The 23,394-nt window shown below is 70.0% G+C and carries 18 protein-coding genes; 7 read left to right on the forward strand and 11 right to left on the reverse strand.

Annotated elements, in window-relative coordinates:
- Window positions 1–99: 99 nt before the first annotated feature.
- From rbbA to AXA74_RS18095, 4 genes are read right to left on the reverse strand one after another with little or no spacing between them, the layout of a single operon-like run.
- On the reverse strand, window positions 100–2,829 hold the full coding sequence (gene rbbA, locus AXA74_RS18080; RefSeq protein ID WP_029581130.1) for a ribosome-associated ATPase/putative transporter RbbA: 2,730 nt from the start codon (window positions 2,827–2,829) through the stop codon (window positions 100–102).
- On the reverse strand, window positions 2,829–3,890 hold the full coding sequence (locus AXA74_RS18085) for an HlyD family secretion protein (RefSeq protein ID WP_029581129.1): 1,062 nt from the start codon (window positions 3,888–3,890) through the stop codon (window positions 2,829–2,831). Before AXA74_RS18085 ends, rbbA begins: the two co-directional genes overlap by 1 nt.
- Before the next feature lie 15 nt (window positions 3,891–3,905).
- On the reverse strand, window positions 3,906–5,339 hold the full coding sequence (locus AXA74_RS18090) for an efflux transporter outer membrane subunit (RefSeq protein WP_029581128.1): 1,434 nt from the start codon (window positions 5,337–5,339) through the stop codon (window positions 3,906–3,908).
- A 4-nt stretch (window positions 5,340–5,343) separates the two neighbouring features.
- On the reverse strand, window positions 5,344–7,152 hold the full coding sequence (locus AXA74_RS18095; RefSeq protein WP_370736525.1) for a PHA/PHB synthase family protein: 1,809 nt from the start codon (window positions 7,150–7,152) through the stop codon (window positions 5,344–5,346).
- A 130-nt stretch (window positions 7,153–7,282) separates the two neighbouring features.
- Between AXA74_RS18095 and AXA74_RS18100 the strand changes: the two genes are divergently transcribed.
- A complete protein-coding gene (locus AXA74_RS18100) occupies window positions 7,283–7,912 on the forward strand; it encodes a TetR/AcrR family transcriptional regulator (RefSeq protein WP_029581126.1) in 630 nt (209 codons plus the stop codon).
- A gap of 54 nt (window positions 7,913–7,966) precedes the next feature.
- Window positions 7,967–10,153, forward strand: a complete 2,187-nt coding sequence (locus AXA74_RS18105; RefSeq protein WP_029581125.1) for a copper-transporting P-type ATPase — start codon at window positions 7,967–7,969, stop codon at window positions 10,151–10,153.
- Between the two features lie 26 nt (window positions 10,154–10,179).
- Here the strand turns inward: AXA74_RS18105 and ligD are convergent, their stop codons facing one another.
- Together ligD and ku are read right to left on the reverse strand one after the other, a co-directional pair.
- Window positions 10,180–12,552, reverse strand: coding sequence for a DNA ligase D (gene ligD, locus AXA74_RS18110; RefSeq protein ID WP_029581124.1), 2,373 nt, complete (start codon window positions 12,550–12,552; stop codon window positions 10,180–10,182).
- A 1-nt stretch (window position 12,553) separates the two neighbouring features.
- Window positions 12,554–13,501: a non-homologous end joining protein Ku gene (gene ku, locus AXA74_RS18115; RefSeq protein WP_032979255.1), complete on the reverse strand. Its 948-nt coding sequence runs from the start codon at window positions 13,499–13,501 to the stop codon at window positions 12,554–12,556.
- 259 nt (window positions 13,502–13,760) lie between these two features.
- On the opposite strand from ku, the gene AXA74_RS18120 reads away from it, so the two are divergent.
- Genes AXA74_RS18120 through AXA74_RS18130 form a run of 4 tightly spaced genes read left to right on the forward strand, consistent with a single transcriptional unit; the run spans window position 13,761 to window position 18,160 of the window.
- Window positions 13,761–14,072 (forward strand): hypothetical protein, encoded by a 312-nt coding sequence (locus AXA74_RS18120; RefSeq protein WP_029581122.1) that lies wholly within the window; start codon window positions 13,761–13,763, stop codon window positions 14,070–14,072.
- Window positions 14,073–14,123: 51 nt separating this feature from the next.
- Entirely contained in the window at window positions 14,124–14,267 is a 144-nt protein-coding gene (locus tag AXA74_RS24500; protein WP_164725168.1) for a hypothetical protein, read from the forward strand.
- 36 nt (window positions 14,268–14,303) lie between these two features.
- The gene (locus AXA74_RS18125) at window positions 14,304–15,926 is read left to right on the forward strand and encodes a VRR-NUC domain-containing protein (RefSeq protein ID WP_029581121.1); all 1,623 of its coding nucleotides are present in this window, start codon (window positions 14,304–14,306) and stop codon (window positions 15,924–15,926) included.
- On the forward strand, window positions 15,917–18,160 hold the full coding sequence (locus tag AXA74_RS18130; RefSeq protein ID WP_032979257.1) for an ATP-dependent DNA helicase: 2,244 nt from the start codon (window positions 15,917–15,919) through the stop codon (window positions 18,158–18,160). The genes AXA74_RS18125 and AXA74_RS18130 overlap by 10 nt, the downstream gene beginning before the upstream one ends.
- Here AXA74_RS18130 and AXA74_RS18135 read toward each other — a convergent pair.
- Complete coding sequence (locus AXA74_RS18135; RefSeq protein WP_029581119.1) at window positions 18,157–18,603, reverse strand: MaoC family dehydratase; 447 nt, start codon at window positions 18,601–18,603, stop codon at window positions 18,157–18,159. The genes AXA74_RS18130 and AXA74_RS18135 overlap by 4 nt on opposite strands.
- A 119-nt stretch (window positions 18,604–18,722) precedes the next feature.
- Here AXA74_RS18135 and AXA74_RS18140 point away from each other — a divergent pair, with 119 nt between their 5' ends.
- Complete coding sequence (locus tag AXA74_RS18140; protein WP_029581118.1) at window positions 18,723–20,021, forward strand: DUF445 domain-containing protein; 1,299 nt, start codon at window positions 18,723–18,725, stop codon at window positions 20,019–20,021.
- Between the two features lie 218 nt (window positions 20,022–20,239).
- Here the strand turns inward: AXA74_RS18140 and AXA74_RS18145 are convergent, their stop codons facing one another.
- Genes AXA74_RS18145 through AXA74_RS18160 form a run of 4 tightly spaced genes read right to left on the reverse strand, consistent with a single transcriptional unit; the run spans window position 20,240 to window position 23,378 of the window.
- Window positions 20,240–20,830, reverse strand: coding sequence for a toxin-antitoxin system YwqK family antitoxin (locus tag AXA74_RS18145; RefSeq protein WP_029581117.1), 591 nt, complete (start codon window positions 20,828–20,830; stop codon window positions 20,240–20,242).
- Window positions 20,831–20,861: 31 nt separating this feature from the next.
- On the reverse strand, window positions 20,862–21,098 hold the full coding sequence (locus AXA74_RS18150) for a putative hemolysin (RefSeq protein ID WP_029581116.1): 237 nt from the start codon (window positions 21,096–21,098) through the stop codon (window positions 20,862–20,864).
- A gap of 41 nt (window positions 21,099–21,139) precedes the next feature.
- On the reverse strand, window positions 21,140–22,024 hold the full coding sequence (locus tag AXA74_RS18155) for a c-type cytochrome (RefSeq protein ID WP_029581115.1): 885 nt from the start codon (window positions 22,022–22,024) through the stop codon (window positions 21,140–21,142).
- Window positions 22,017–23,378, reverse strand: a complete 1,362-nt coding sequence (locus AXA74_RS18160; protein WP_048940625.1) for a cytochrome c — start codon at window positions 23,376–23,378, stop codon at window positions 22,017–22,019. Before AXA74_RS18160 ends, AXA74_RS18155 begins: the two co-directional genes overlap by 8 nt.
- Between the last annotated feature and the right edge of the window lie 16 nt (window positions 23,379–23,394).

A 23,394-nucleotide genomic window follows, 5' to 3' on the forward strand; every position in this document is an offset into this window, starting at 1 on the left:
GGACACCACGATCAGGATCAGCATCATGGGGTCGCGGGCCAGGCTCCAGAGTTCCTTGACGCCCAGGCGATAGATATTGGCGATATGGCGGCCCATGGTTCAGCCCTCCTGTTTCTTCAGGAGCCAGACCGAGGCGCCCAGGATGAGCGGCACGGCCAGCAGCAGCGGCCAGAACGAGCTGTACAGGTCGTTCAGGTGCAGGGCCTTGCTGAAGACGCCGCGCGTGATGGTCAGCATATGGGTGGCCGGATAGATCTGGCCGATCAGCCGTCCGCCGCCGTCCAGCGAAGACACGGGGTTGATCAGGCCGGCGAACTGCACGGCCGGCACCATGGTGCCCATCATGGTGAAGAAGAGGGCGGCGATCTGGCTGCGCGTGAAGGTCGAGGCCAGCAGGCCGATGGCGGTGGAGATGACGCTATAGATGAGGGCGGCCAGCGCCAGCGTGGCGAAGCTGCCGGTGATGGGCACGTCGAACACGGTGACGGCCAGCAGCACCATGAGCAGGAAGTTCAGCATGGCCAGCGCCACATAGGGGGCCTGTTTGCCGAGGAGGAATTCCAGCCGCGTGACCGGCGTGACGTAGAGGTTGATGATGGAGCCCAGTTCTTTTTCGCGCACCACCGCCAGCGCGGTGAGCATGGCGGGCATCATCAAAAGGAGCAGCGGGATGACCGCTGGCACCATGGCCGGCAGGCTGCGCACGTCGGGGTTGTAGCGAAAACGCGATTCGATGCTGACCGGCAGGTGGGCCGAGGCGCCATAGTGTTGCCGCGCCTGGTCCAGCAGCCAGCCCTGGTGCATGCCCTGCACATAGCCGCGCACCGTCTCGGCGCGCTGCGGCATGGCGCCGTCTATCCAGACGCCGATCTGCACGTCCTTGCCGCGCTGCACGTCGCGCGCGAAGCCCGAAGGGATTTCGATGGCCAGCGCCAGCTCGCCGGCGCGCATGCGGCGGTCCATGTCGGCGTAGTCGGCGATGGGCGGCTGCTCGATGAAATAGCGCGACCCCGACAGGTTGAGCGCGTAGTTCTGGCTCAAGCCGCTCTGGTCGCGGTCCAGCACGGCGTAGCGCAGGTCTTCGACGTCCATGCTGATGCCAAAGCCCATGACGAACATCAAAAGCAGCGAGCCGGCCAGCGCCAGTGTCGCGCGCACCGGATCGCGGCGCAGTTCCAGCGATTCGCGCCACATATAGCTGGCCGCGCGGCTGAAATGAAAACCCTTCAGGCGGCTCGGCTGGCGCGCGCCGGTGGTGATCTCGGCCGCCGCCTGGCTGTCGGCCTGCGGCTTGGTGCCGGCGCCCGCCTCGACGAGATAGTCGATGAAGGCCTGTTCGAGCGTGGCCGCGCCGCGCTGGCGCGTGATGGCCTCGGGCGTGTCGCTGACCAGCACCCGGCCGGCATGCATCAGCGAGATGCGGTCGCAGCGCTGGGCCTCGTTCATGAAGTGGGTGGAGATGAAGATGGTGACCTGGTCTTGGCGCGACAGGGCGATCAGCAGGCGCCAGAAATTGTCGCGCGCCACCGGGTCCACGCCCGAGGTCGGCTCATCGAGGATGAGCAGCTCGGGCTTATGCACCATGGCCACGGCCAGCGACAGGCGCTGGCGCACGCCTAGGGGCAGGTTCTCGGGCAGGGTGTCCAGGACCTCGGCCAGTTCGAAGCGCTCGACCATCTCCTGCACGCGGGCCGGGATGTCGGCTTCGGGCACATGGAAAAGACGGGCGTGCAGCACCAGGTTCTGGCGCACGGTGAGTTCGCCATACAGGGAGAAGGCCTGGGACATATAGCCCACTCGGCGGCGGGTGGCGATGTCGCGCGGATCGACCTCGCGGCCGAACAGCCAGGCCTGGCCTTCGCTGGCCGGCAGCAGGCCGGTGAGCATCTTCATGGTGGTGGACTTGCCGCAGCCGTTGGAGCCGAGGAAGCCGAAGATCTCGCCCCGGCGGATGCGGAAATTGACGTGGTCCACGGCCACGAAATCGCCAAAGCGCATCGTGAGGTCGCGGGCTTCGATGGCGGTGTCGGCCTGCTCGTCCATGGCCAGCGGATGGATCTCCACGGGCTTGTGGCCGCGTTTTTTCTCCTCGGGCAGCAAGGCAATGAAGGCCTGCTCCAGGGAGTCGCTGCCGCTGGCGGCCAGCAGCTCGGCCGGCGTGCCGGTGGCCAGGATGCGGCCGGCGTCCATGGCGATGAGCCATTCGAAACCCTGGGCTTCGTCCATGTAGGCCGTGGCGACGATGACGCTCATGCCCGGGCGGTCTTGGCGGATCTTGTCGATCAGGTCCCAGAACTGCGCGCGCGCCAGCGGATCCACCCCGGTGGTGGGCTCATCGAGGATGAGCAGGTCGGGATCGTGGATCAGGGCGCAGCACAGGCCGAGCTTTTGCTTCATGCCGCCCGAGAGCTTGCCGGCCGGCCGTTCCAGGAAGGCATCCAGGCCGGTGGCGCGCGTGAGGTCGTCGATGCGGCGGCGCCGCTCCTGCGCATCGTGGCCGAAGAGGCGGCCGAAGAATTGCAGGTTTTCTTCGACCGAGAGCGTGGGATAGAGATTCTTGCCCAGGCCCTGGGGCATGTAGGCGATGCGCGGGCAGACCTGGTCGCGATGCCGGGCGTCGGCCATGTCGCCGCCCAGCACGGTGACCTTGCCCTGCTGCACGGCGCGCGAGCCCGCCACCAAGGCCAGCATGCTGGATTTGCCCACGCCGTCCGGGCCGATGAGCCCGACCATGCGGCCGGCCGGGATGTCCTGAGTCAGGTCGTCCAGCGCGACGGTCTTGCCGTAGCGCAGGGTGACATGCTCCAGCCGTGCGACGGGCGCGTTCATCAGGGCACCTTGACGGCGAGGTCGGCGGGCCATTCGGCGTCCGGATCGAGCTTGATCCAGGCCACGCCGGGCAGGCCGGTCTTGACCTGGGTGAGATGGCGCTGGAGCAATTCGGGGCTGATCTGCGCCTTGACGCGGAACATGAGCTTCTGGCGCTCGCTGGCGGTCTCCACGGTCTTGGGCGTGAACTGCGCCGTGCTGGCGACGTAGCTGACCGAGGCCGGGATGACGTACTGGGGCGCGGCATCGAGCACGATGTGCACTTCGGTGCCCAGCGCCACGCGGCCGGCCGCCTGTTCGGGCAGGAAGAAGGTCATGTAGACGTCGGAGAGGTCCACCAGATTGAGGACTTTGCCGCCGGCGCCCAGCACCTCGCCAGGCTGGGCGACGCGATATTGCACCCGGCCGTCGCGCGGGGCGCGCAGCTCGCTGTCCACGATATCGGCCTGGACGCGGGCGATGGTGGCCTCGGCCGCGGCGATGGCCGAGCGCGCGCCCACTTCTTCGGCCTGGGCGGCCTGGATGGCGGCCTCGGCGGCGGTGACCTGGGCGCGCGCGGCGGCCACGGCGGCTTCGGCGCTCTTGACCCGGGCGCGGTCGTCGTCCAGCTCCTGGATGGAGGAGGCCCCCTCCTTGGACAGTGTCTGCGAGCGCGCCAGGCGGCGGCGCGCGGCGTCCAGTTCGCTTTCGCGCTGCACGACCACGGCCTGCGCGGCGACCTTGTCGCTTTGGCGCAAGGCGATCTGCGCGCGCGCGCTGGCCGCGGCATTGATGGCCTGCTGATGCTGGGCGCGGGCTTCTTCGCGCTGGGCGTTGAGGGTGTCGATCTGCATGCGCGCCAGGGGCTCGCCGGCCTTGACGAAGGCGCCTTCGTTGACCAGCACGTCCTCGACGCGGCCGGCCAGCTTGGTGGCCACGTCGATTTCGGTGGCCTCGATGCGGCCGTTGCCGCTGACAAAGCCTTCGCCGGGGCCGCGGTCATTCAGGGCGCGCCAGCCGTAATAGCCGAGCAGGGCCGCGACGGCGACGATGGCCAGGGGCAGGAATTTGCGGGCATTCATCTTTGGGAGACCTCGTTACGGATGTTCGGGAGTGGCGGGCCCGGCGGGCTGGGCTTGCGTGCCGCCGCCCAGGGCCGCGTACAGCGCCACCTGGCTGGAGAGCAGCGCGCGCCGGGTGCGCACCCATTGCTGCTGGGCCTCCAGCAGATCGCGCTGGGCGTCGAGCACTTCGAGAAAGGGCGAGGCGCCGTGGTCATAGCGCAGGCGGGCCAGGCGTTCGCGCTCGGCCTGGGCATCGACCGTGGCCCGCAGGACCTTGACCTGCTCGGCCAGCCAATAGCGCGCCGACAAGGCGTCGGCGACTTCGCGGAAAGCGGTCTGGATGCTTTTTTCGTACTGCGCCACGGCCTGCTGCTGGCGCGCCTGGGCCAGCTCGAGATTGGCCTGGCGGCGGCCGGCATCGAAGATGGGCAGGTTGATGCTGGGCGCGAAATTCCAGGCCAGGCTGCCGCTGTCGAACAGGCCATCGAGCTGGCTGCTGGCGGTGCCGAAGGCGCCGGTGAGCGTGATCTGCGGCAGGAAGGCCGCGCGCGCCGCGCCGATATTGGCATTGCTGGCCCTGAGCTGGTGTTCCGCGGCCACGATGTCGGGGCGGTTGGTCAGCAGGTCAGAGGGCAGCCCGGCCGGCAACTCGCGCATCAGCGCGTCGTCGTCCAGGGCGGCGCGCGCCTCGGGCAGGTCGATGGGCTGGCCGACAAGTTCCTGCAGGGCCTGGGCCTGGGCGGCGCGCGTGCGCTCCAGTTCGGCGCCCAGCGCCTTGGCCTGCTGCCACAGCGTCTCGACCTGGGTCAGGTCCAGCTTGGAGATCGCGCCGACCTCGAAGCGGCGGCGGAAGATGCGCAGCGACTCCTCGCGGCTGGCGATGGTCGCCCGCGTGAGCGCCAGGCGCTCGTCGAGCTCGCGCAGGGTGAGATAGCTGTCGGCCACTTGCGCGATGAGCGACAGGGTAGCGGCCTGGCGCGCCGCGTCGGTGGCCAGGTAGTTTTCCAGGGCGGCGTCCTTGAGATTGCGCACCCGGCCCCAGAAGTCCAGTTCCCAGGAGGCCATGCCGACGCCGACCTGGTATTGCGAGGCGGTCAGCGGCTGGCCCGTGATGCTGAGATCACCCGGGGTGCGCTGGCGCACGGCGTCGGCCGCCAGGCCCAGGGTGGGGAACTGGTCGGCGCGCTGGATGCCGTAGGCGGCGCGGGCCTCTTCGACGCGCAGCACGGCCATGCGCAGGTCGCGGTTGTTGATCAGGGCGCGCGCGATCAGGCCGCGCAGCTCGGGGTCGGTATAGAAGGACTGCCAGTCCACGGCGGCGGCCGGCATGGCCGCGCTGACCGGGGCGCCCGGCTGCGGGAAAGTGGCGGCCACGGGCAGGGGCGGGCGCGTGTGTTCCGGCGCCAGGGACATGCAGCCCGAAAGCAGGCTGGCGCTGATCGCGAGACTGAGCAGGCGACGGGTCATGTTTTCACGTCTCCAACACATAGGTGCCGGGCGCATCGCCCAGGACCGGGAACTTGCGGCGCGGCGCGCCCATGCCGGGCGGCTTGGTGCGGGCCGGGCCCGATTGGCTGTCCAGCCATTGCACCCAGGCGGGCCACCACGAGCCTTCTTGCTGGGGCACCTGGGCCAGCCAGTCGTCGGCGGTGAGGCTGGGCTGGTTGGCCGCCCGGCACAGGATGCGGTAGGCGCGGCGCGGATGGCCGGGCTCGCTCACGATGCCGGCGTTGTGGCCGCCGCTGGTCAGCACGAAGGTCAGCGGCGCGGGGCTCAGGTAGTGCAGCTTATAGACCGAGCGCCAGGGCGCGACGTGGTCGGTTTCGGTGCCGACCGAGAAAATGGGCAGGCGCAGGTCGCCGAGCATGACCGGCCGTCCGGCCACTTCGTAGCGGTTCTGGGCCAGGTCGTTGTCCAGAAAGAGACGGCGCAGGTATTGGCCGTGCATGCGCGCGGGCATGCGCGTGGCGTCGGCATTCCAGGCCATGAGGTCGGACATCGGGCGACGCCGGCCGAGCAGATAGTCATTGACCATGCGCGACCACAGCAGGTCGTAGGAACGCAGCATCTGGAAGGCGCCCGCCATCTGGCCGGCGCGCAGATAGCCGGTGCGCGCCATCTGGGCCTCCAGCATGCTGACCTGGCTCTCATCGATGAACAGGCCCAGCTCGCCGGGTTCACTGAAGTCGGTCTGGGCGGTGAACAGCGACAGGCTGGCCAGCCGCCGGTCGCCATCGCGCGCCATCGCCGCCGCGGCGATGGCCAGCAGCGTGCCGCCCAGGCAATAACCGGTGGCGTGCACCCGCTGGCGGGGAACGATGGCCCCCACGGCCTTGAGCGCGGCCTGGATGCCTTCGTCCAGATAGTCATCCATGCCCAGGTCGCGGTAGGCCGCGTCGGGATTCTTCCAGGAAACGCAGAACACAGTGTAGCCCTGGCTGACCAGGTAGCGGATGAGCGAGTTGTGCGGGGAGAGGTCCAGGATGTAGTACTTCATGATCCAGGCCGGCACGATGAGCACCGGCTCGGGATGGACCGTCGCGGTGGCGGGCGCATACTGCAGCAGTTCGATCAGGCGGTTGCGGAACACCACCTTGCCGGGCGTGACGGCGACTTCCTTGCCGGGCCGGAAATGTTCGGCGCCGGCCGGCGGCTGGCGGCCCAGTTCGCGCAGCGCGTCCTCGATGGCATTGCGCGCGCCGCGCGCCAGGTTGGCGCCGCCTTCCTGCCAGGTCTGGCGCACGACGACGGGATTGGTCCAGGGAGTGTTGCCGGGCGAGAGCATGTCCAGCCATTGGCGCGCGGCGAAGGCGGCCACCTGCGCATGATGCGGCTCGACGCCGGGCACCTCGCGCGTGGCGGCTTCCCACCATTGCTGCGCGAGCAGGAACTGTTGCTGGTAGAGGTTGAAAGGCCATTGCTGCCAGGCCGGGTCGGCAAAGCGGCGGTCCGGGGCCGGCATCGGGGCCGCGTCCGCCGTCTGCGGCTGCCCGGCCTGTCCCGCGTATTGGGCCAGCTGGCCGGCCTGGCGCAGCGCCAGCTCGGCCAGCGCCATGCGCTTGCCGGGCGCGGTGACGAGGTGGGCGGCCCAATCGGTCCAGGCCAGCAAGCCCGCCGCCGGCGAGAGCGAGCCGGTCCAGCGCGCAAGCGCTGCCTTGGCTGCCGTGTCCAGGGCGGTGGTGCCTTGTCGGGAGGGCGTACGCTTGCTCATCTGCCTGCCACCTTCAGCTGCACGGCGCCGGGTGGGCGCCGCTGGGTAGGGAAAACGCCTCGCGGCGATGCGGACGGGTGGGCCCGCAGGACCATTGTCGGCCAAACCCGCAGCGGCATCCTTGACGCAAATCAAGGTAACGACCGACCAGTCGGTATGTAATGGGCTTGCTATGAACAGGCCCTAGTGTCCGATACCGATGATGATTTCACAACAAGGCCATGGTCCCAGGGAGCGCCGGCGCCTGCCGGCCGAGCTGCGCGTCAGCCAGATACTGGACGCCGCGCTGGCCGAGTTTTCGGCCCGCGGCTATGCCGCCACGCGCATGGACGACATCGCGCGGCGGGCGCAGCTGTCCAAGGGCGGGCTGTATGGGCATTTCACGAGCAAAGAGCAGGTCCTGGCCGCCTTGCTGGACCACTGGCTCAAGCCCGCGCCCATCGATCCGCGGGCCATGCTCGAAGGCGTCGGCAGCCTGCGCGAACTGGCCGAGCGCTTTGTCGACAGCGTCCATGGCGCCTTCGCGCAGCCGGCCTTGATGACCACCTTCCGGCTGTTGATGGCCGAAGGCGCTCGCTTGCCCGAGCTGATCGATCGCTGGCGCAGCGACAGCCGGCGCCAGCAGCAGGCCCTGGCCGAACTGGTTACGCTGGCGGCCGGGCGCGGGCTGTGCCGGCCCGAGGCGGCCCGGCACGTCTGGCTGCTGCTCTCCCCGGTGTTGCATGCCTTGGTGATCGGCATGATTTCGGGCGACGCCGCGCTGACCCGGGAGCGCCATTGGCGCGAGGGTCATGTCGAGATGGTATGCGCCTTGCTGGCGCCGGCTTGACCGGCCCCCCTGGGCATCCGCTAAGGTGAGGCCAGGCCAAAAAGGAGATCGCGCATGGCGCAAGCCGGCAAGCAGGACCACAGCCAAGACCCTACCCACGACCACGGCCATCCCCGCCGGGCGCCGGCGCAAGCGTTGGCGGCGGGTGTCTACACCTGCCCCATGCATCCGGAGATCCGGCGCCAGGGGCCGGGGCACTGCCCGATATGCGGCATGGCCCTGGAACCCCTGATCGCCGGCGGCGGCGGGCAAGCCAACCCCGAATTGCGCGATTTCACGCGGCGTTTCTGGATCGGCCTGCTCCTGACCCTGCCGATTTTCGTGCTGGAAATGGGCGGCCACCTCTTTGGCTGGCATCCGCCGTTTTCCGCCCAGGCGGGCAACCTGGTGCAGGCCATCCTGGCCACGCCCGTGGTGCTATGGGCCGGATGGCCTTTCCTGGTCCGCGCCTGGGAATCGCTGCGCCATCGCAGCGCCAATATGTTCACCTTGATCGGCATGGGCACGGGCGTGGCCTGGCTCTACAGCATGGTGGCCACCTTCGTGCCGGGGGCGTTTCCGCCGGTGTTCCGGCCCGAGGGCGCGGTGGCGGTCTATTTCGAGGCGGCCGCCGTCATCACCGTGTTGGTGCTGCTGGGGCAGTTGCTGGAGCTGCGGGCGCGCGAGCGCACCTCCGGCGCGATCCGCGCCTTGCTCGACCTGGCGCCCAAGACGGCGGTCAGGCGCCAGCCCGATGGCGGCGAGCGGGAGGTGCCGCTGGACGAGGTGGTGGCGGGCGATGTGCTGCGCGTGCGCCCGGGCGAGAAAATCCCGGTCGACGGCGTGGTCATCGAGGGCCGCAGCACGGTGGACGAGGCCATGGTCAGCGGCGAGCCGGCGCCGGTGGCCAAGCATGAAGGCCAGCCGCTGACCGCCGGCACGGTCAATCAGGAGGGGGCGCTGCTGATGCGTGCCGAGCGCGTCGGCGCCGACACGCTGCTGTCGCAGATCGTGCAGCTCGTGGCCCAGGCCCAGCGCAGCCGCGCCCCGGTGCAGCGCCAGGCCGACATGGTGGCCAGCCGCTTCGTGCCGCTGGTGCTGCTGGCCGGCGCGCTGGCCTTTGCCGCCTGGTTCTTTCTTGGCCCGGCGCCGGCTTTCAGCCATGCCCTGATCGCCCTGGTGTCGGTGCTCATCATCGCCTGCCCCTGCGCGCTTGGCCTGGCCACGCCCATGTCCATCATGGTGGGCGTGGGGCGGGCCGCCGGCATGGGGGTGCTGGTGCGCGACGCCGCCGTGCTGGAGAAGATGGCCCGGGTCGATGTGGTGCTGGTCGACAAGACGGGCACCTTGACCGAAGGCCGGCCGCGTGTGCGGGACCTGCAGGCCGTCGCCGGCGAGCAGGCCGGGCAGGTGCTGGCCGAGCTGGCCAGCGTCGAACGCGCCAGCGAGCATCCCCTGGCCGCCGCCCTGGTGGCCGAGGCCCGCGAGCGCGGGGCCGGGCTGTGGCCGGTGGAGGATTTCCATGCCTGGGCCGGCCTGGGCGTGGAGGGCCGGGTGCGCGGGCGCCATATTCTGTGCGGCAGCCGGCGCTTCTTGAAGGCCCGCGGCGTGGCCCTGCCCGAGGGGCAGGACGGGGCGGGCCATGCGACGGTCTTGCATGCCGCCCGCGATGGCCGCTATGTGGGCAATGTGACCATCGCCGACGCGGTCAAGGCGTCCACGCCGCCCGCGCTGGCCGCTTTGCGCGAGGCCGGCATCCAGGTGGTCATGGTGACGGGCGACGGGCGCGCCGCCGCGCAGGCAGTGGCCGCCGAACTCGGGATCGACGCTGTGCAGGCTGAGGTACTGCCCAAGGACAAGGCGGCCATCGTGCGCCACTGGCAGGGCCAGAAGCATGTGGTCGCCATGGCCGGCGATGGCATCAATGACGCGCCCGCGCTGGCACAGGCCGATGTGGGCATCGCCATGGGCGGCGGCACCGATGTGGCGATGGAAAGCGCCGGCATCACCTTGCTCAAGGGCGATCTCATGGGCATCGCGCGGGCGCGCCTGGTGGCCCGCGCGACGATGCGCAACATCCGCCAGAACCTCTTCTTCGCCTTTGTCTATAACGCGGTCGGCATCCCCTTGGCCGCGGGCTTGCTCTATCCCTTCTTCGGCCTGCTGCTGTCGCCGGTCTGGGCCGCGCTGGCGATGACGCTGTCATCGGTGAGTGTCATCGCCAATGCCCTGCGCCTGCGCCGCCAACGGCTTGCGCCCTGAGGCCGGCCATCCCCGCCAGGGGGACATCAGCCCTGCGCGGGCTCCAGGCCCAGGCGGGCCAGCATGCGCGGGCCGACCTGGCGGCGGCTGGCGGCGTAGTCGGCCCAGGGATCGGGATGGGTCTCGGCCCATTGGCGCGCGTTGCGCAGATTGAAGGCCGGGCCGCGCAAATCCTCGCCGGCGTCCAGCAGCTCCCAGGGCAGGGGCATGGATACCGGGCCCCCGGCGCGTCCACGCACCGAAAAGGCCGCGATGGCGGTCGCGCCATTGCCGTTGCGCAGATAGTCCACGAAGATGCGGCCGCGCCGCTTGGCCTTGGCCATGTTGGCGACGAAGCGCCCGGGCAGCACGCTCTCCAGCCGCGAGGCCAGGCCATGCGCCAGCGTCTTGACATCCTCCCAGCCGGCGATGGGCTTGAGCGGCGCCACCAAGTGCAGCCCCTTGCCGCCGGTGGATTTGAGAAAGGGCACCAGGCCGACCTCCTGCATCAGTCCGCGCGCCAGCTGGGCGCCTTCGACGATGGCGCGCCAGTCCACGCCTTCGCCGGGATCCAGGTCCAGCGTCAGGCGGTCGGGCGCCTCGGTCTTGGGCGCGCGCGACCCCCAGGTATGCAGCTCGATCACGCCCAGCTGCACCAGCGCGATGAGACCCTCCAGGCTGTCTATGGTCAGGTCGCCGGCGGCGTCGCGGCTCACGCCCTTGGGCAGGTCCGTGGTGATGTGCTTCTGGAAAAAACCGGGTTTGTCGGCGCCGTCCGGATAGCGGACCAGGGCGACGCGGCGTTTCTGCAGATGCGGCAGGATGCGCGGGCCGATGGCCTCGTAGTAACGCGCCAGCTCCAGCTTGCTCGTGTCGGGGTCGCGCAGGACGATGCGGTCCGGATGCGTGATGGCGATCTTGCCGATACGGTCGGGCATGGCTGTCCTCCTGGGTCGGGCGGGCGGTTCGGGGGCGGGGTCGTCGACCTGGGCGGCCGGCTTGTCTTCGCGCAGGGCGATGAAGGCGGCCTGGCGCAGGCGCTGGTCCGCGGTGACGCCGGCATAGGCGACCTCGGCCACCAGCTCGGGGCGGACCCAATGGGCCTGGCCGCTGTCGGGCGGGCGCTGCACGAAGGGGCAGTCGGCCTGCGCCAGCGGCCGCAGGCGCGCCATCAGCCGGCGCAGGCTGGCGTCGGTGAAGCCGGTGCCGGTGCGTCCCACGTATTGCAGGCGCTTGCCGCGGCGCAGACCCAGCAGCAGGGCGCCGAAATGCTGCCGCGCGCCGGACGGCGGGGTGTAGCCGCCGATGACGAACTCTTGGCGCGGGCGGCATTTCAGTTTCAGCCAATCGTGGCCCCGGCCGGGGCGGTAGGCGGCATCGGCGCGCTTGGCGATCAGGCCTTTGAGGTGGAGCTGGCAGGCCTGGGTCCAGGCCTGGTTGGCCTCGTGGACGTCGGCCAGCGCCAGCCGCTGTGTCAGCATCAAGGGCGCGGGCGCGTGCTCCAGGAGCACTTCCAGCCAGTGCTGGCGCACGGACAGCGGCATGCCGCGCAGATCCCGCCCTTCCCAATAGGGCAGGTCGAAGACGACGAAACGCAGGCCGTCCGCTTCGCCGTCCAGCGCATTCTGCAGCAGCTGGAAGTCGGAGATGCCATGACGGTCGAACACCACCACCTCGCCGTCCAGCCAGCCCTGGCCCAGCTTCAGCGCGGCGATCGCCTCGGCCAGCGGCCGCATGCGGGCGGTCCAGTCATGGCCGCTGCGGCTGATGAAGCGCACCCTGCCCGGGCGCAGTTCGCACAGCATGCGGTAGCCGTCGTACTTGACTTCGTAGCGCCAGCCGGCATCGGGCGGCGGGCGTTCGGCCAGGGTCGCCAGGGGCGGGCGCAGTTGGCGCGGCATGGCGGCGGCCTTGCCAGGCAAGGCCGCGCGTGCCGCGGGCGCGGGTCGTGCGGGGGCCGTGTCGCGGACTTTGCGCAGCAGCCATTGCTCGCCATGGGTGCGGACCAGCAGCCAATCGCCGTGCAGGCGCCGTCCATGCAGGCGGAAGCGCAGATGGCCTTGCGCCAGGCCTCGAGCCGCATTGCCGCGGGCTTCCCAATGGCCGCTGTCCCAGATGTCGACATGCCCCGCGCCATAGTGGCCGGCGGGGATATCGCCCTCGAATTGGGCGTAGTCCAGCGGATGATCTTCGACATGGACCGCCAGCCGCTTGACCCCGGGGTCCATGGAAGGACCCTTGGGCACGGCCCAGCTGGCCAGCACGCCGCCGATCTGCAGGCGGAAGTCATAGTGCAGGCGCCGCGCCGCATGTTTCTGCACCACGAAGAGAGGCTGTCCGCCGTCCGGGGTGCCGCCCCGCGGCTCGGGGCTGGCCTCGAAGTCGCGTTTGCGCCGGTAGGCGCGCAGCTTGTCCGCCATGTCAGGCCGCCTTGCGGCGCGGGGTCTTGGCGGCCGTCTTGCGCGCGGCCTTCGCGGGGGTCTTGGACGCTTTTCGGGCCGCCGTCTTGGCCGCCGTCTTGGCCGCCGGCCGGCCCTTGGCGGTCTTGCGCGGGGAGGCTGCCCGCGCCGAGGCGGCGGGCGTGCGCCGTCCCTGTTCGATGCTCTGCTTGAGCATGGCCATCAGGTCCAGCACCTTGGCCGAGTCGCGCGCCGGGGCCGGCGTCTCGGCTTCGGTCAGGCTGTGCGTCTTGCCCGCCTTGATCTTGGCGCGTATGGCGGCCAGCAGGTCTTCGCGGTAGGCGTCATGGTATTGCGCCGGATCCCAGTCCACGCTCATGTCGTCGATCAGGCGCAGCGCCATGTCGGTTTCGCGCGCGCCGGCATGCTTGGCCGGCAGATCCAGTTCGGGCGCCTCGCGTATTTCCTCGGCATAGCGCAGGGTCACCATCATCAGCGCATCGCCCTGGGGCAGGAGCGCGGCCAGATGCTGGCGCGTATGCAGCACCACCTGGCCCAGCGCCAGGCGGCCGCTTTTGCGCAGCGCGTCGCGCAACAGCACATAGCCCGGGCCGCCGCGCTTGTCGGGCTCCAGATAGTAGGGCGTGTCGTAGTAGTAGAGCGGCACCTCGGCGGCCTGCACGAAACCCAGGATTTCTATGGTTTGGGTTGCCACATCGTTGGCGCGGCGGAAATCCTCGTCGCTGAGGTAGACGTAATCGCCTTTCTCGTATTCATAGCCGCGCACGATATGCTCGGCGGCAATGGCCTTGCCCGTGCGTTTGTTGATGCGCTGGTAGCCGACGGGCGCGTCGTCGCGCTTGTCTATCCAGTCGAAATCCAGCCGTGCCGAGCGCGTGGCCGGGTGCAGGGCGATGGGGATGTGCACCAGCCCGAAGCTGATCGCGCCTTTCCAGAGGGTTCTCGCCATGATGGCCTCCTTAGAGCGTGCGTCGTTTCACCATACGCGGGGCGCGCCGAGGCGTCCAGGAAGCCGGTCAAATTGAAACAGTCCGTGTCGGAAAGTCCTGGCGTTTCGGGTTAAAAAGAAGATTCAGGGTGACGTCAGCATCCCGGCCCTTGGGGGTGGCAGCAATTGTCAATCCGGGCGGGCGCAGTCATGCTGGCGTGACGCCGAGTAGGTTCTGAATGGCCGGCGCCCCATCGGGCGCCCACAAACAGGAGCAGTCATGAATACCCGTGCCGACAATCCGGTGGCCGCAGGCCGCCATCCCGCCAACATCGAGTCCCGCGCGGCCGATCGACAGGCAGACGCGGTGGCGGCACCCGACAACCCGGCCCGGCATGTCAGCATCAACGCCAAGGTGTTGCCGCCGACCAGCCTGGTGGATGTTCCCAATTTCCCGCCCAAAGTCCCGCGCGACGCCAACGAAGCCCTGATCGAGCGGCTGCCGCCGGCCGATGAGCAGACCGAGTCCAACTGGGCCGACGGCGCGCAGCCCCAGCCGCGCGCCAAGAACGCGCGCTCATCGCTGTTCTGACCGCCGCGGCCGGGCCCGCCCGCGCGGCGGGCCCGGCACGACCCAGGCCCCATGCCACGCCGCCTATTGCATACGCCGCCCCGGCCCGCGCCGCTGGACCCGGGCCCCGAGCCCGGCGACATCCCGGTCGATCCGGACAGCGACCAGCCCGACGAGGAGATCCCGCTGCCGCAGCGCGCGACGCTGCTGGTATGATGCGGCTGTATATCCATACAGCTATCCGCGTTCCCGATGTTGCCTGCGCATCGCTATTACTACCTGCACAACTTCCAGCGCGCGCTGGCCTGGGTGGCGCAGCGCTACGACGACCTGCTCGACGCCGAGGAGCGCGGCTTTCTCGCCCGGTTTCCCGACCTGCCGCAGGCCTCGCAGGCCCTGCTGGTGCGCCTGCTGGCGCGCAAGGGCGGCCTGTTCCGCGCCGGCAAGCTGGCCTATGACGAGATCGGCGATATCGCGGCGGCGGCCGGGCCGCTGCTGGCCCTGGGCTGGCTGAGCGCCAATCCCGAGCTGTCGGTCCAGGATCTGGGCCGGCTGTATACCAAGGCCGAGCTGGCCCGTCTTGCCGGGCTGCCGCCCGCGCTGCGCAAGGACGCGCTGCTGCAGGCCCTGGCCGCCGCCGGACCCCGGCCGCACCGTGATTGGTGGCCGGATGCCGCCGAGGCGGTCTGGCAGGTGAGGGTGGACGCGGTCTGCCAGCGCCTGCGCCTGATGTTCTTCGGCAATCTGCGCCAGCAATGGGATGAGCTGGTCCTGGCCGACCTCGGCATTTTCCAGTACGAGAGCGTGGATTTTTCGCGCGATTCGCGCGCGTTCCGGCACCGGGCGGACGTGGAGGATTATCTGCGCCTGCACGGCTGGCGCGAGCAGCTCGACGAGGCCGGCCCCGACGCGGCCTTGCGCGAAGCGGTCCGCGCGGCCGACAGCGCCAACCCCTGGCTGATGGCGCGGCGGGCCAAGCTGCTGATGCGTATCGGCCAGGCTTGCGAGCGCCTGCGCGACTGGCCGGGCGCGGAGGCGGCCTACCGGGTGTGCGACTACCGGGGCGCGCGCCACCGCCTGATGCGGGTGCTGGAGCAGCAGGGCCGCCACGAAGAAGCCTACGCCTTGGCGCTGCAGGCGGCGGGGCAGCCGGAAGACGAGGGCGAGAGCCAGCGCCTGGCGCGCATGCTGCCACGCCTGCGGCGGCAGCTGGGCCTGGACGCGCCGCGCCGCCCGCCCGAACCGGGGCTGGTCAGCGAGTATCTCCGCCTGGCCCCGCCGGCCGAGGCCCGGCCGGTGGAATTCGTCGTGCGCGACTACTACGGCAGCCAGGATGGCCCGGTGCATTATGTGGAAAGCGGCCTGGTCAACGCCCTGTTCGGCCTGTTGTGCTGGGACGCCATCTTCGCGCCGCTGCCGGGCGCGTTCTTCCATCCCTTCCAGCGCGGTCCGGCCGATCTCGACGCGCCGGATTTCGTGGCGCGCCGCGCCGCGCTGTTCCAGGCCTGCCTGGCGCGGCTGGACGATGGCAGCTACCGCGCCGTGATCCGCGAGCGCTACGCGGCCAAGCAGGGGCTGCAATCCCCCTTCGTGTACTGGGGCATGCTGGGCCCCGAGCTGCTGGAGCAGGCGCTGGATTGCCTGCCTGCGGCCGACCTGCGCCGCCTGTTCGAGCGCCTGCTGGCCGACCTGAGGGCGCATCGCAGCGGCTTGCCCGACCTGATCCGCTTCTGGCCCGCGCAGGGCCGCTATGAATTCATCGAGGTCAAGGGGCCGGGCGACCGCCTGCAGGACAACCAGATCGCCTGGTTGCGGTATTGCGCGCGCCACGGCATCGCCGCGCGCGTGTGCTATGTGAGCTGGGCATGCGATTGACGGTGGCTGTGCGCACCCTGTGCGAATTCAGCGCCAAGCGCGGCGACCTGGACTTGCGCTTTACGCCCGCGCCGAGCGCGCAGGAAGGCATGGCCGGCCATGCCGCCGTGGCCGAGCGGCGCGGCGAAGGCTATGAGAGCGAAGTGCCCTTGTCCGGCGAGCATGGCGAGCTCACCGTGCGCGGGCGCGCCGACGGCTTCGATGCGCGCATTCCCCGCCTCGAAGAAATCAAGACCTACCGCGGCGACCTGGCGGCCATGGGCGAGAACCAGCGCGCGCTGCATTGGGCGCAGGCGCGCATCTACGGCCACCTGATATGCCAGGCGCGCGGCCTGCCGGGGCTGACGCTGGCCCTGATCTATGTCGATGTCCAGACGCTGGACGAGACGGCCCTGACCGAGTGGCAGGACGCCCAGGCCCTGGCCGGGCATTTCCGCCAGGCCTGCGAGGCCTACGCGCAATGGGCCTGGCGCCAGGCCCTGCACCGGCGCGCGCGCGACGCGGTGCTGTCGGCGATGCGTTTCCCGCATGGCGATTTCCGGCCGGGGCAGCGCGAGCTGGCCGTGGCGGTGTTCCGGGCCGCGCGCGACGGCCGCGCGCTGCTGGCCCAGGCGCCCACCGGCATCGGCAAGACCCTGGGCACGTTGTTTCCGGCCTTGAAGGCCTGCGCGGCCCAGGGCCTGGACAAGGTGTTTTTCCTCACCGCCAAGGGCTCGGGCCGCGCCCTGGCCCTGGGCGCCCTGGCGCTATTGCCGCCTGGCCTGCGCGTGGTCGAGATGCGGGCGCGCGAGAAGGCCTGCCTGCATCCCGACAAGCATTGCCATGGCGAGTCCTGCCCGCTGGCGCGCGGTTTCTATGACCGGCTGCCGGCGGCGCGCCAAGCCCTGGAGGCCGCGGGCGATTATTCGCAGCCGGCGCTGTGCCGCGCGGCGCGCGAGCACGCCATCTGTCCTTACTTCTTCAACCAGGAAATGGCGCGCTGGGCCGATGTGGTGATCGGCGACTACAACTATTACTACGACGCCAACGGCCTGCTGCATATGCTGGCGCAGGCCTGCCAATGGCGGGTGGCGGTGCTGGTGGACGAGGCGCACAACCTGGTCGAGCGCGCCCGCGCCATGTATAGCGCCGGCTTGCGGCTGTCGGCGCTGGTAGCGGCGCGCCGGGCCGCGCCCAAGGCCTTGCGCGGCCCGCTGGATGGCCTGAAGCGCGCCTGGCAGGCGCTGGCGCGCAAGACCGAGGAGGACTACACCGTGCACGACAGCGTGCCGGCGGGCGTGCTGGCCGCGCTGCAAAAGCTGGTGCAGGCCGTGGCCGACCACCAGGCCCAGGCGGCGCAGGCGCTGCCGGCCGATGACGCGCTCCTGTCGTTCTACTTCGAGGCCCTGCGGTTCACGCGGCTGGCCGAGCAGTTCGGCGACCACAGCCTGGCCGACCTGCGGCGCGAGGGCGAGGACAGCGAACTGGGCCTGCGCAATGTGGTGCCGGCCAGTTTCCTGGCGCCGCGCCACGCGGGCGCGCATTGCACGGTCATGTTCTCCGGCACGCTCAACCCCGAGCGCTTTTATCGCGACATGCTCGGGCTGCCGGCGGCCACGGCCTGGGTGGACGTGCCCGCGCCGTTCCAGGCCGAGCAACTGGCCGTGACCGTGGCCGGGCATGTGTCCACGCGCTTTCGGGACCGCGGGCGCTCGGTGGCGCCCATCGGCGCCATCATCGCCCGGCAATACACCGAGCGGCCCGGCAATTACCTGGCCTTCCTGAGCAGCTTCGACTATGCGCGCCAGGTGGCCGACTGGCTGGCGTTCCACCATCCGGACCTTCCCGTCTGGAGCCAGACGCCGGGCATGGGCGAAGGCGAGCGCGAGGACTTCCTGGCGCGCTTCGTCGAAGGCGGCCGCGGCGTGGGCTTCGCGGTGCTGGGCGGCGCGTTCTCCGAGGGCGTGGACCTGCCGGGCCAGCGCCTGGTGGGCGCCTTCATCGCCACCCTGGGCCTGCCTCAGCTCAACCCGGTCAACGAGGCCATGATGCGCGTCATGGCGCGGCGCTTCGGCGCCGACCAGGCCTATGACTACATCTACCTGTATCCCGGCCTGCGCAAAGTGGTGCAGGCGGCCGGGCGGGTGATCCGCGCCGAGACCGACCGGGGCAGCGTGCACCTGATCGACGACCGCTACCGCTGGACGCGCGTGCGCCGGCTCCTGCCGGATTGGTGGGCCTTGCCCGGCGGCTAGGCCGGCCGGCGGAACACCACCAGCTTGGAGACAAAGCGCTGCGCGACCTCGGCGTTCTGGTTCAGGGTTTCGCTTTGCAGCAGCACGATGGCGCGGTCCGGCTTGGAGCGCGAGGGCACGATCTGCACGATTTCGCTGCGCACGCGCAGCACATCGCCGGGGCGGGTGGGGCGCGGCCAACTGATTTCGCCGCCCGCGCCGATGACGCCGCCGGCCAGCGGCAGGCTTTGCACCAGCAGGCGCATGCTGACCGCCGCGGTATGCCAGCCGCTGGCCGCCAGGCCCCCGAACAGGGAGTGGCGCGCGGCTTCTTCGCTCAGATGAAAGGGCTGGGGATCGTAGCGCTGCGCGAAATCGATGATCTCGGCGCGCGTGATGGTGTACTCGCCGCTGATGAAACTGTCGCCGACGGCGAGGTCTTCCAGATAGCGTTTGGCGGGCATGCCGCGTCTCCTGTGGCGGGTGCTGCGGGCATTATGGTGGGCGGGCCGGCGTCTGTCGATCCCCGCGGCCCGGGGGCGATGTCGTGTACGCTGTATGCGTCGCCCCACGCCGCCTTGCCATGCCCGAGACCCTTACCGCGCCAGAGCTCCGCCGCCGCCAGCTGACCCGCATGAAACGCTGGGCCCTGGTGCTGCTGCTGATGATGGTCGCCGGATTCGTGACCAGCCACCTGATGGGCGGGCAGGGCGCCTGGGCCTGGGTGCGGGCCTTTTGCGAGGCGGCCACGGTGGGCGCGCTGGCCGACTGGTTCGCCGTGGTGGCGTTGTTTCGCCGCCCCTTGGGCCTGCCCATCCCGCATACCGCCATCATTCCCAACAGCAAGGACCGCATCGGCGAGAACCTGGCCATCTTCGTGCGCGACCATTTCCTCGATCCGGACACCTTGCTGGAGCGGCTGCGGGTTTTCGACCCCGCCGCGCGCCTGGCGCGCTGGCTGGCGCGGCCCGCCCAGGCGCGCGCGCTGGCCCAGGGGGCGCGCCAGACCGCCTTGCAGATGCTGGAACTGCTGGATGAAGAGGCCGTGCGGCGGGCCATCCGCGACGTTGTCGAGGACACGGTGCGCCGTTGGGATGCCGCCCAGACCGCCGGCGAACTCCTCACCCTGCTGACCCGCGATGGCCGCCACCAGGAGCTGCTGGACGCCGCCCTGGAACGGCTGGCGGCCTATCTGTCCCAGGAAGACGTCAAGGCCCGGGCCTCGGACCTGCTGGTCCGGTTCGCGCGCAAGGAGTGGCCGCGCATCATCGCCACCGTGGACCTGGTGGCCTCGGTCGACAACATGGCCGACAACCTGGCGGACCGCCTGGCGCGGGCGCTCATGGACGAACTGCGCGATGTGCTGGCCGAACCCGGCCATCCAGTGCGCAGGGACTACGAACAATGGATCACCGACTACATCGCGCGCCTGCGCGACGATCCCGAAGTGGGCGAGCAGGTGCGCCAGCTCAAGGAAAGACTGCTGGCCGAGCCGCGCGTGCAAACCTATGTGCAGGCGCTCTGGGACGACATCCATGGCGCGCTGCGGCACGACCTGTCACGCGACGACTCGGCCCTGGCCCGTCACCTGGAAGCCGCCCTGGCCGGGCTGGCGGCCACGCTCGGCCGCGACGAGAACGTGCGCGCCGCGCTCAACGCCCATATCCTCGGCGCGGCCCGGCGCCTGACCGGCCGGCTGCGCGCCGGCGTCACCGAACACATCGCGCGCACCGTCAAGCACTGGGACGAGCGCCATCTGGTCGACGAGCTGGAACTCAACGTGGGCCGCGACCTGCAATACGTGCGCTTCAATGGCACCCTGGTCGGCGGCCTGATCGGGCTGGCCCTGCATGGCGTGGTCCTGCTGTTGCAGGGGGGGTAGGCGGGAGACCGCTTGTTGGGCACGGGTAGCTTGAACCCCTGGCTATTGCGCGGCCCATAAGGTCCGGTGGTCTTTTTCGATGATCGGGCCTTGTTCACCAAGAGCTCCACCGTATAAATCGTGGTCATCCATCCCTGTTCAACCGTCCCGGGCTTCCCCCTGCCGGCCATGCCCGCCGGGGCCTCCGACTGAAGAATGCCCCCGCGCCACACCTGCCCTCAGGGCTGTTTGCGCGAGCCGTCGGGGTAGTACTCCACGGTTGCTGTCGCGCCGCCGTTGTAGGTTTTGCTGGCGCGCTGCACGCCGTCGGGGCCGTAGGTGATTTCGCGCGCCAGCTTGCCGGTTTCGTCGTAGTAGCGATGCACGCCGACGTGGCGGAGCGGGCCTTGGAATACGCCGGCGGATTGCAGCACGCCCGTGTCCGAATACCGTTCCACGTAGCTGCCGGGTAGGCCGTCCGGGGCATGGAGGGATTGGTCGATGCGTTTTTCTTTGATTTTGCCGTTCATGTACCACAGGGTGGCGCGGATTTCCTGGCCGCCCAGGAATTCTTGTTCGCGCAGGGGGGTGCCGTTGTCCTGCCATTCGCGTTCGGTGGCGTGGACCAGGGCGGCGCCGTTGCGCCGCACTTGCTTCTCGGTCACTTCGTAGATCAGGGTGCCGTTGCGGGCGTATTCGCGAGTCTGTTGGCCGCCGTCGATGTCGCGGGTGACGCTTTGGCCGGCCAGGGCGGGGTCGGCTGCCGCGCCGGCCAGCGCCGGCGGCGCGGCGAGGGCGAGCGCGAGCAGGCAGGAGGATAGGCGCGTCATGGTCGGTCTCTCCTTGTCAGGCGGGCGCGGTTTATTTGGGGGGATGGTCGCGGCGGTAGAGCTCCCATTCTTCGATGCGCGTGCCGTCGGGCAGGGTGCAAATGCCGATCTGGCCCGCGGGGCGGTCTTCGATGACCAGGCGGCCGCCGCGTTCGATGCAGTAGGCGGAGGCGGGGTTGGGCATGCCGATGGGCCGGGGGGCGTCTTGCGGCGGTTTGGCGCAGCCGGCGGCCAGCAGCGCCGTGGCGGCGATGGCGATCTTGTTCATGGGCGCTCCTTGCGGACGAGGGACCAGTGTACCCGTCCGCCTCAGTAGCGCGCGTCCTTGGGTTTGTCGCCCCGGGGCCAGTCTTTGTCTTTGCCGGCGAAGTCGGGGCGGGGCATATGGGTGAAGAAGGCGGCGATGTCGACGGCGTCCTGGTCGCTGAGGACGCCGCCTTCGCCCCAATGGCCTTGGGTGTTGACGGCCATGGGCATGTTGTTGCGGATGAAGGCGGCGGCCTTGTAGGTGCGGGCCAGGCCGGCGCCGATGTTGAAGGAGGCTTCGCCCCATAGCGGCGGGAAGATGATGTGGCCGGCGGCATTTTTGCGGCCTTCGCCGTCGGCGCCGTGGCAGGCGGCGCATTGCGCCGCGTACAGGGTTTTGCCGCGCGTGGTGTCGGGCGTGAGGGAGGTGTCGATGGGCCAGGCGTTGGCGATCTGCACCTTGGCGCCATGTGGCACGTCCTGGGCGAGCCATTTCATGTAGGCGATCATGGCCTGCATTTCGATGCCATCCTTGGGCAGGGGTTTGCCGTTCATGGAGCGCTGGAAGCAGCCGTTGATGCGGTCTTCGAGCGTGACCACGCGCGCGGCGCGCGGGTTGTACTGGGGGAAGCTGTTGAAGGTGTTGATATAGGGCGCGCCCAGCGGTTTTTTGCCTTGCTGTACGTGGCAGCTGTTGCAGTTCATGGCGGCACCGACGTTGCCGGGCAGCAGGCGCGCGGTGTCGTTGAGCAGGCGCTGGCCCAGCCGTATCTGGGCGGCGTTGGGTTCCTGGTCTATCTGGCTGTCGCCGGGCACGGTGTAGTCGGGCAGGCGCTTGCCGTCTTTGTCCTTGACCGGGTAGGGGCCGCTGCCGGGTTCGGCGGCGGCGAGGCAGGCGCTGGCCAGCAGGGCCAGGGCGGCGGCCAGCGCGCGGGCGGGTTTAGTCATGGCGGTCTTGCGCATTGGGGGTCTTGCCGGCCAGGAAGGCGCGGATCGGAGCGACTTCGGCGGCGGCGATGGGAGCGGCCTGGTTGGTCCAGGCGCCGCGGATGAAACTGATGATGGCGGCGATGTCGGCATCGCTCAGGTGGCGAAAGCCCGGCATGGCGAAGGCCATGGCGTCGACGGTGTTGGCGGGCATGCGGCCGCCTTCGAGCGTGATCTGGATGAGGGATTGCGGATATTTGGCGAACACGGCGGAATTGCCGTCCAGGGCCGGGAAGATGCGCGGCACGCCGCGGCCGTCGGCGCGGTGGCAGGCGGCGCAGTATTCCATGTAGAGCAGGGCGCCCCGTGTGTCGTAGCGTCCGTCGAGCAGGGCGGCGGTGGTGGTGTCGGCCTTGGGCGGGAAGCTGCGGATCTTGCCCGCCGCCGGCGGCAAGTGCTTGAGGTAGGCGGCCACGCTGTGCAGGTCTTCGTCGCTGAAGTACTGGGTGCTGTGTTCGACCACGTCGGCCATGGCGCCGAAGGCGGCGACCTTGTCGTTGCGCCCGGTGCGCAGGAATTCGACGATCTCGGCCGGGCTCCAGGATTGCAGGCCCTGGGCCTCGCCGCGCAGGCTCTTGGCGCGCCAGCCGTCGATCACGGCGCCCGACAGGAAGGCGTCGCCGTCGGCCAGCGACAGGGCTTTTTCCTGGTAGGCCAGCCCGCGCGGGGTGTGGCAGGCGCCGCAATGTCCCGGGCCTTCGACCAGGTAGGCGCCGCGCGCGATGCGCGCGTCGGCGGCTTCGGGCGGGACGAAGTCCCGCGCCGGGGCGAAAAGCAACTGCCACCAGGCCATGGGCCAGCGCATGTTCAACGGCCACGGGATGTCGGCCGGCGCATTGGTTTGGCGCACGGGCGCCACGTCGGCCATGAACCAGGCATAGAGCGCCCGCATGTCGGCCTCGGGCATGATGGCGTAGGAGGGATAGGGCATGGCCGGGTAGAGCGGCGTGCCGTCGCGCCGCACGCCGTATTGCACGGCCCGCGCGAAGTCGGCATAGCTGTAGCGGCCTATCCCGGTATCGGGGTCGGGCGTGATGTTGGTCGAGAAGATCGCGCCCACCGGGGTCTGCATGGCCAGGCCGCCGGCGAAGGGCGCGCCGCCCGGCACGGTATGACAGGCCACGCAGTCCGCGCTGCGGGCGATATAGGCGCCCCGGGCGATGAGGCCGGGGTCGGCGCCGGAGTCGGCGACCGGCCCGCGCGTGGCGCTCAGCCACTGCGCGCCGCCCACGGCGAGAACGCCCATGGCCAAGCCGCCCAGGATCACCCGCCTGGCCCATTTCGATCTTGCCGGCCTGCCGCCGATAACACGCATAAAGCCCTCCATGTGC

Source organism: Bordetella hinzii LMG 13501, from assembly GCF_001548475.1.
GTDB classification, from domain to species: domain Bacteria; phylum Pseudomonadota; class Gammaproteobacteria; order Burkholderiales; family Burkholderiaceae_B; genus Bordetella; species Bordetella hinzii.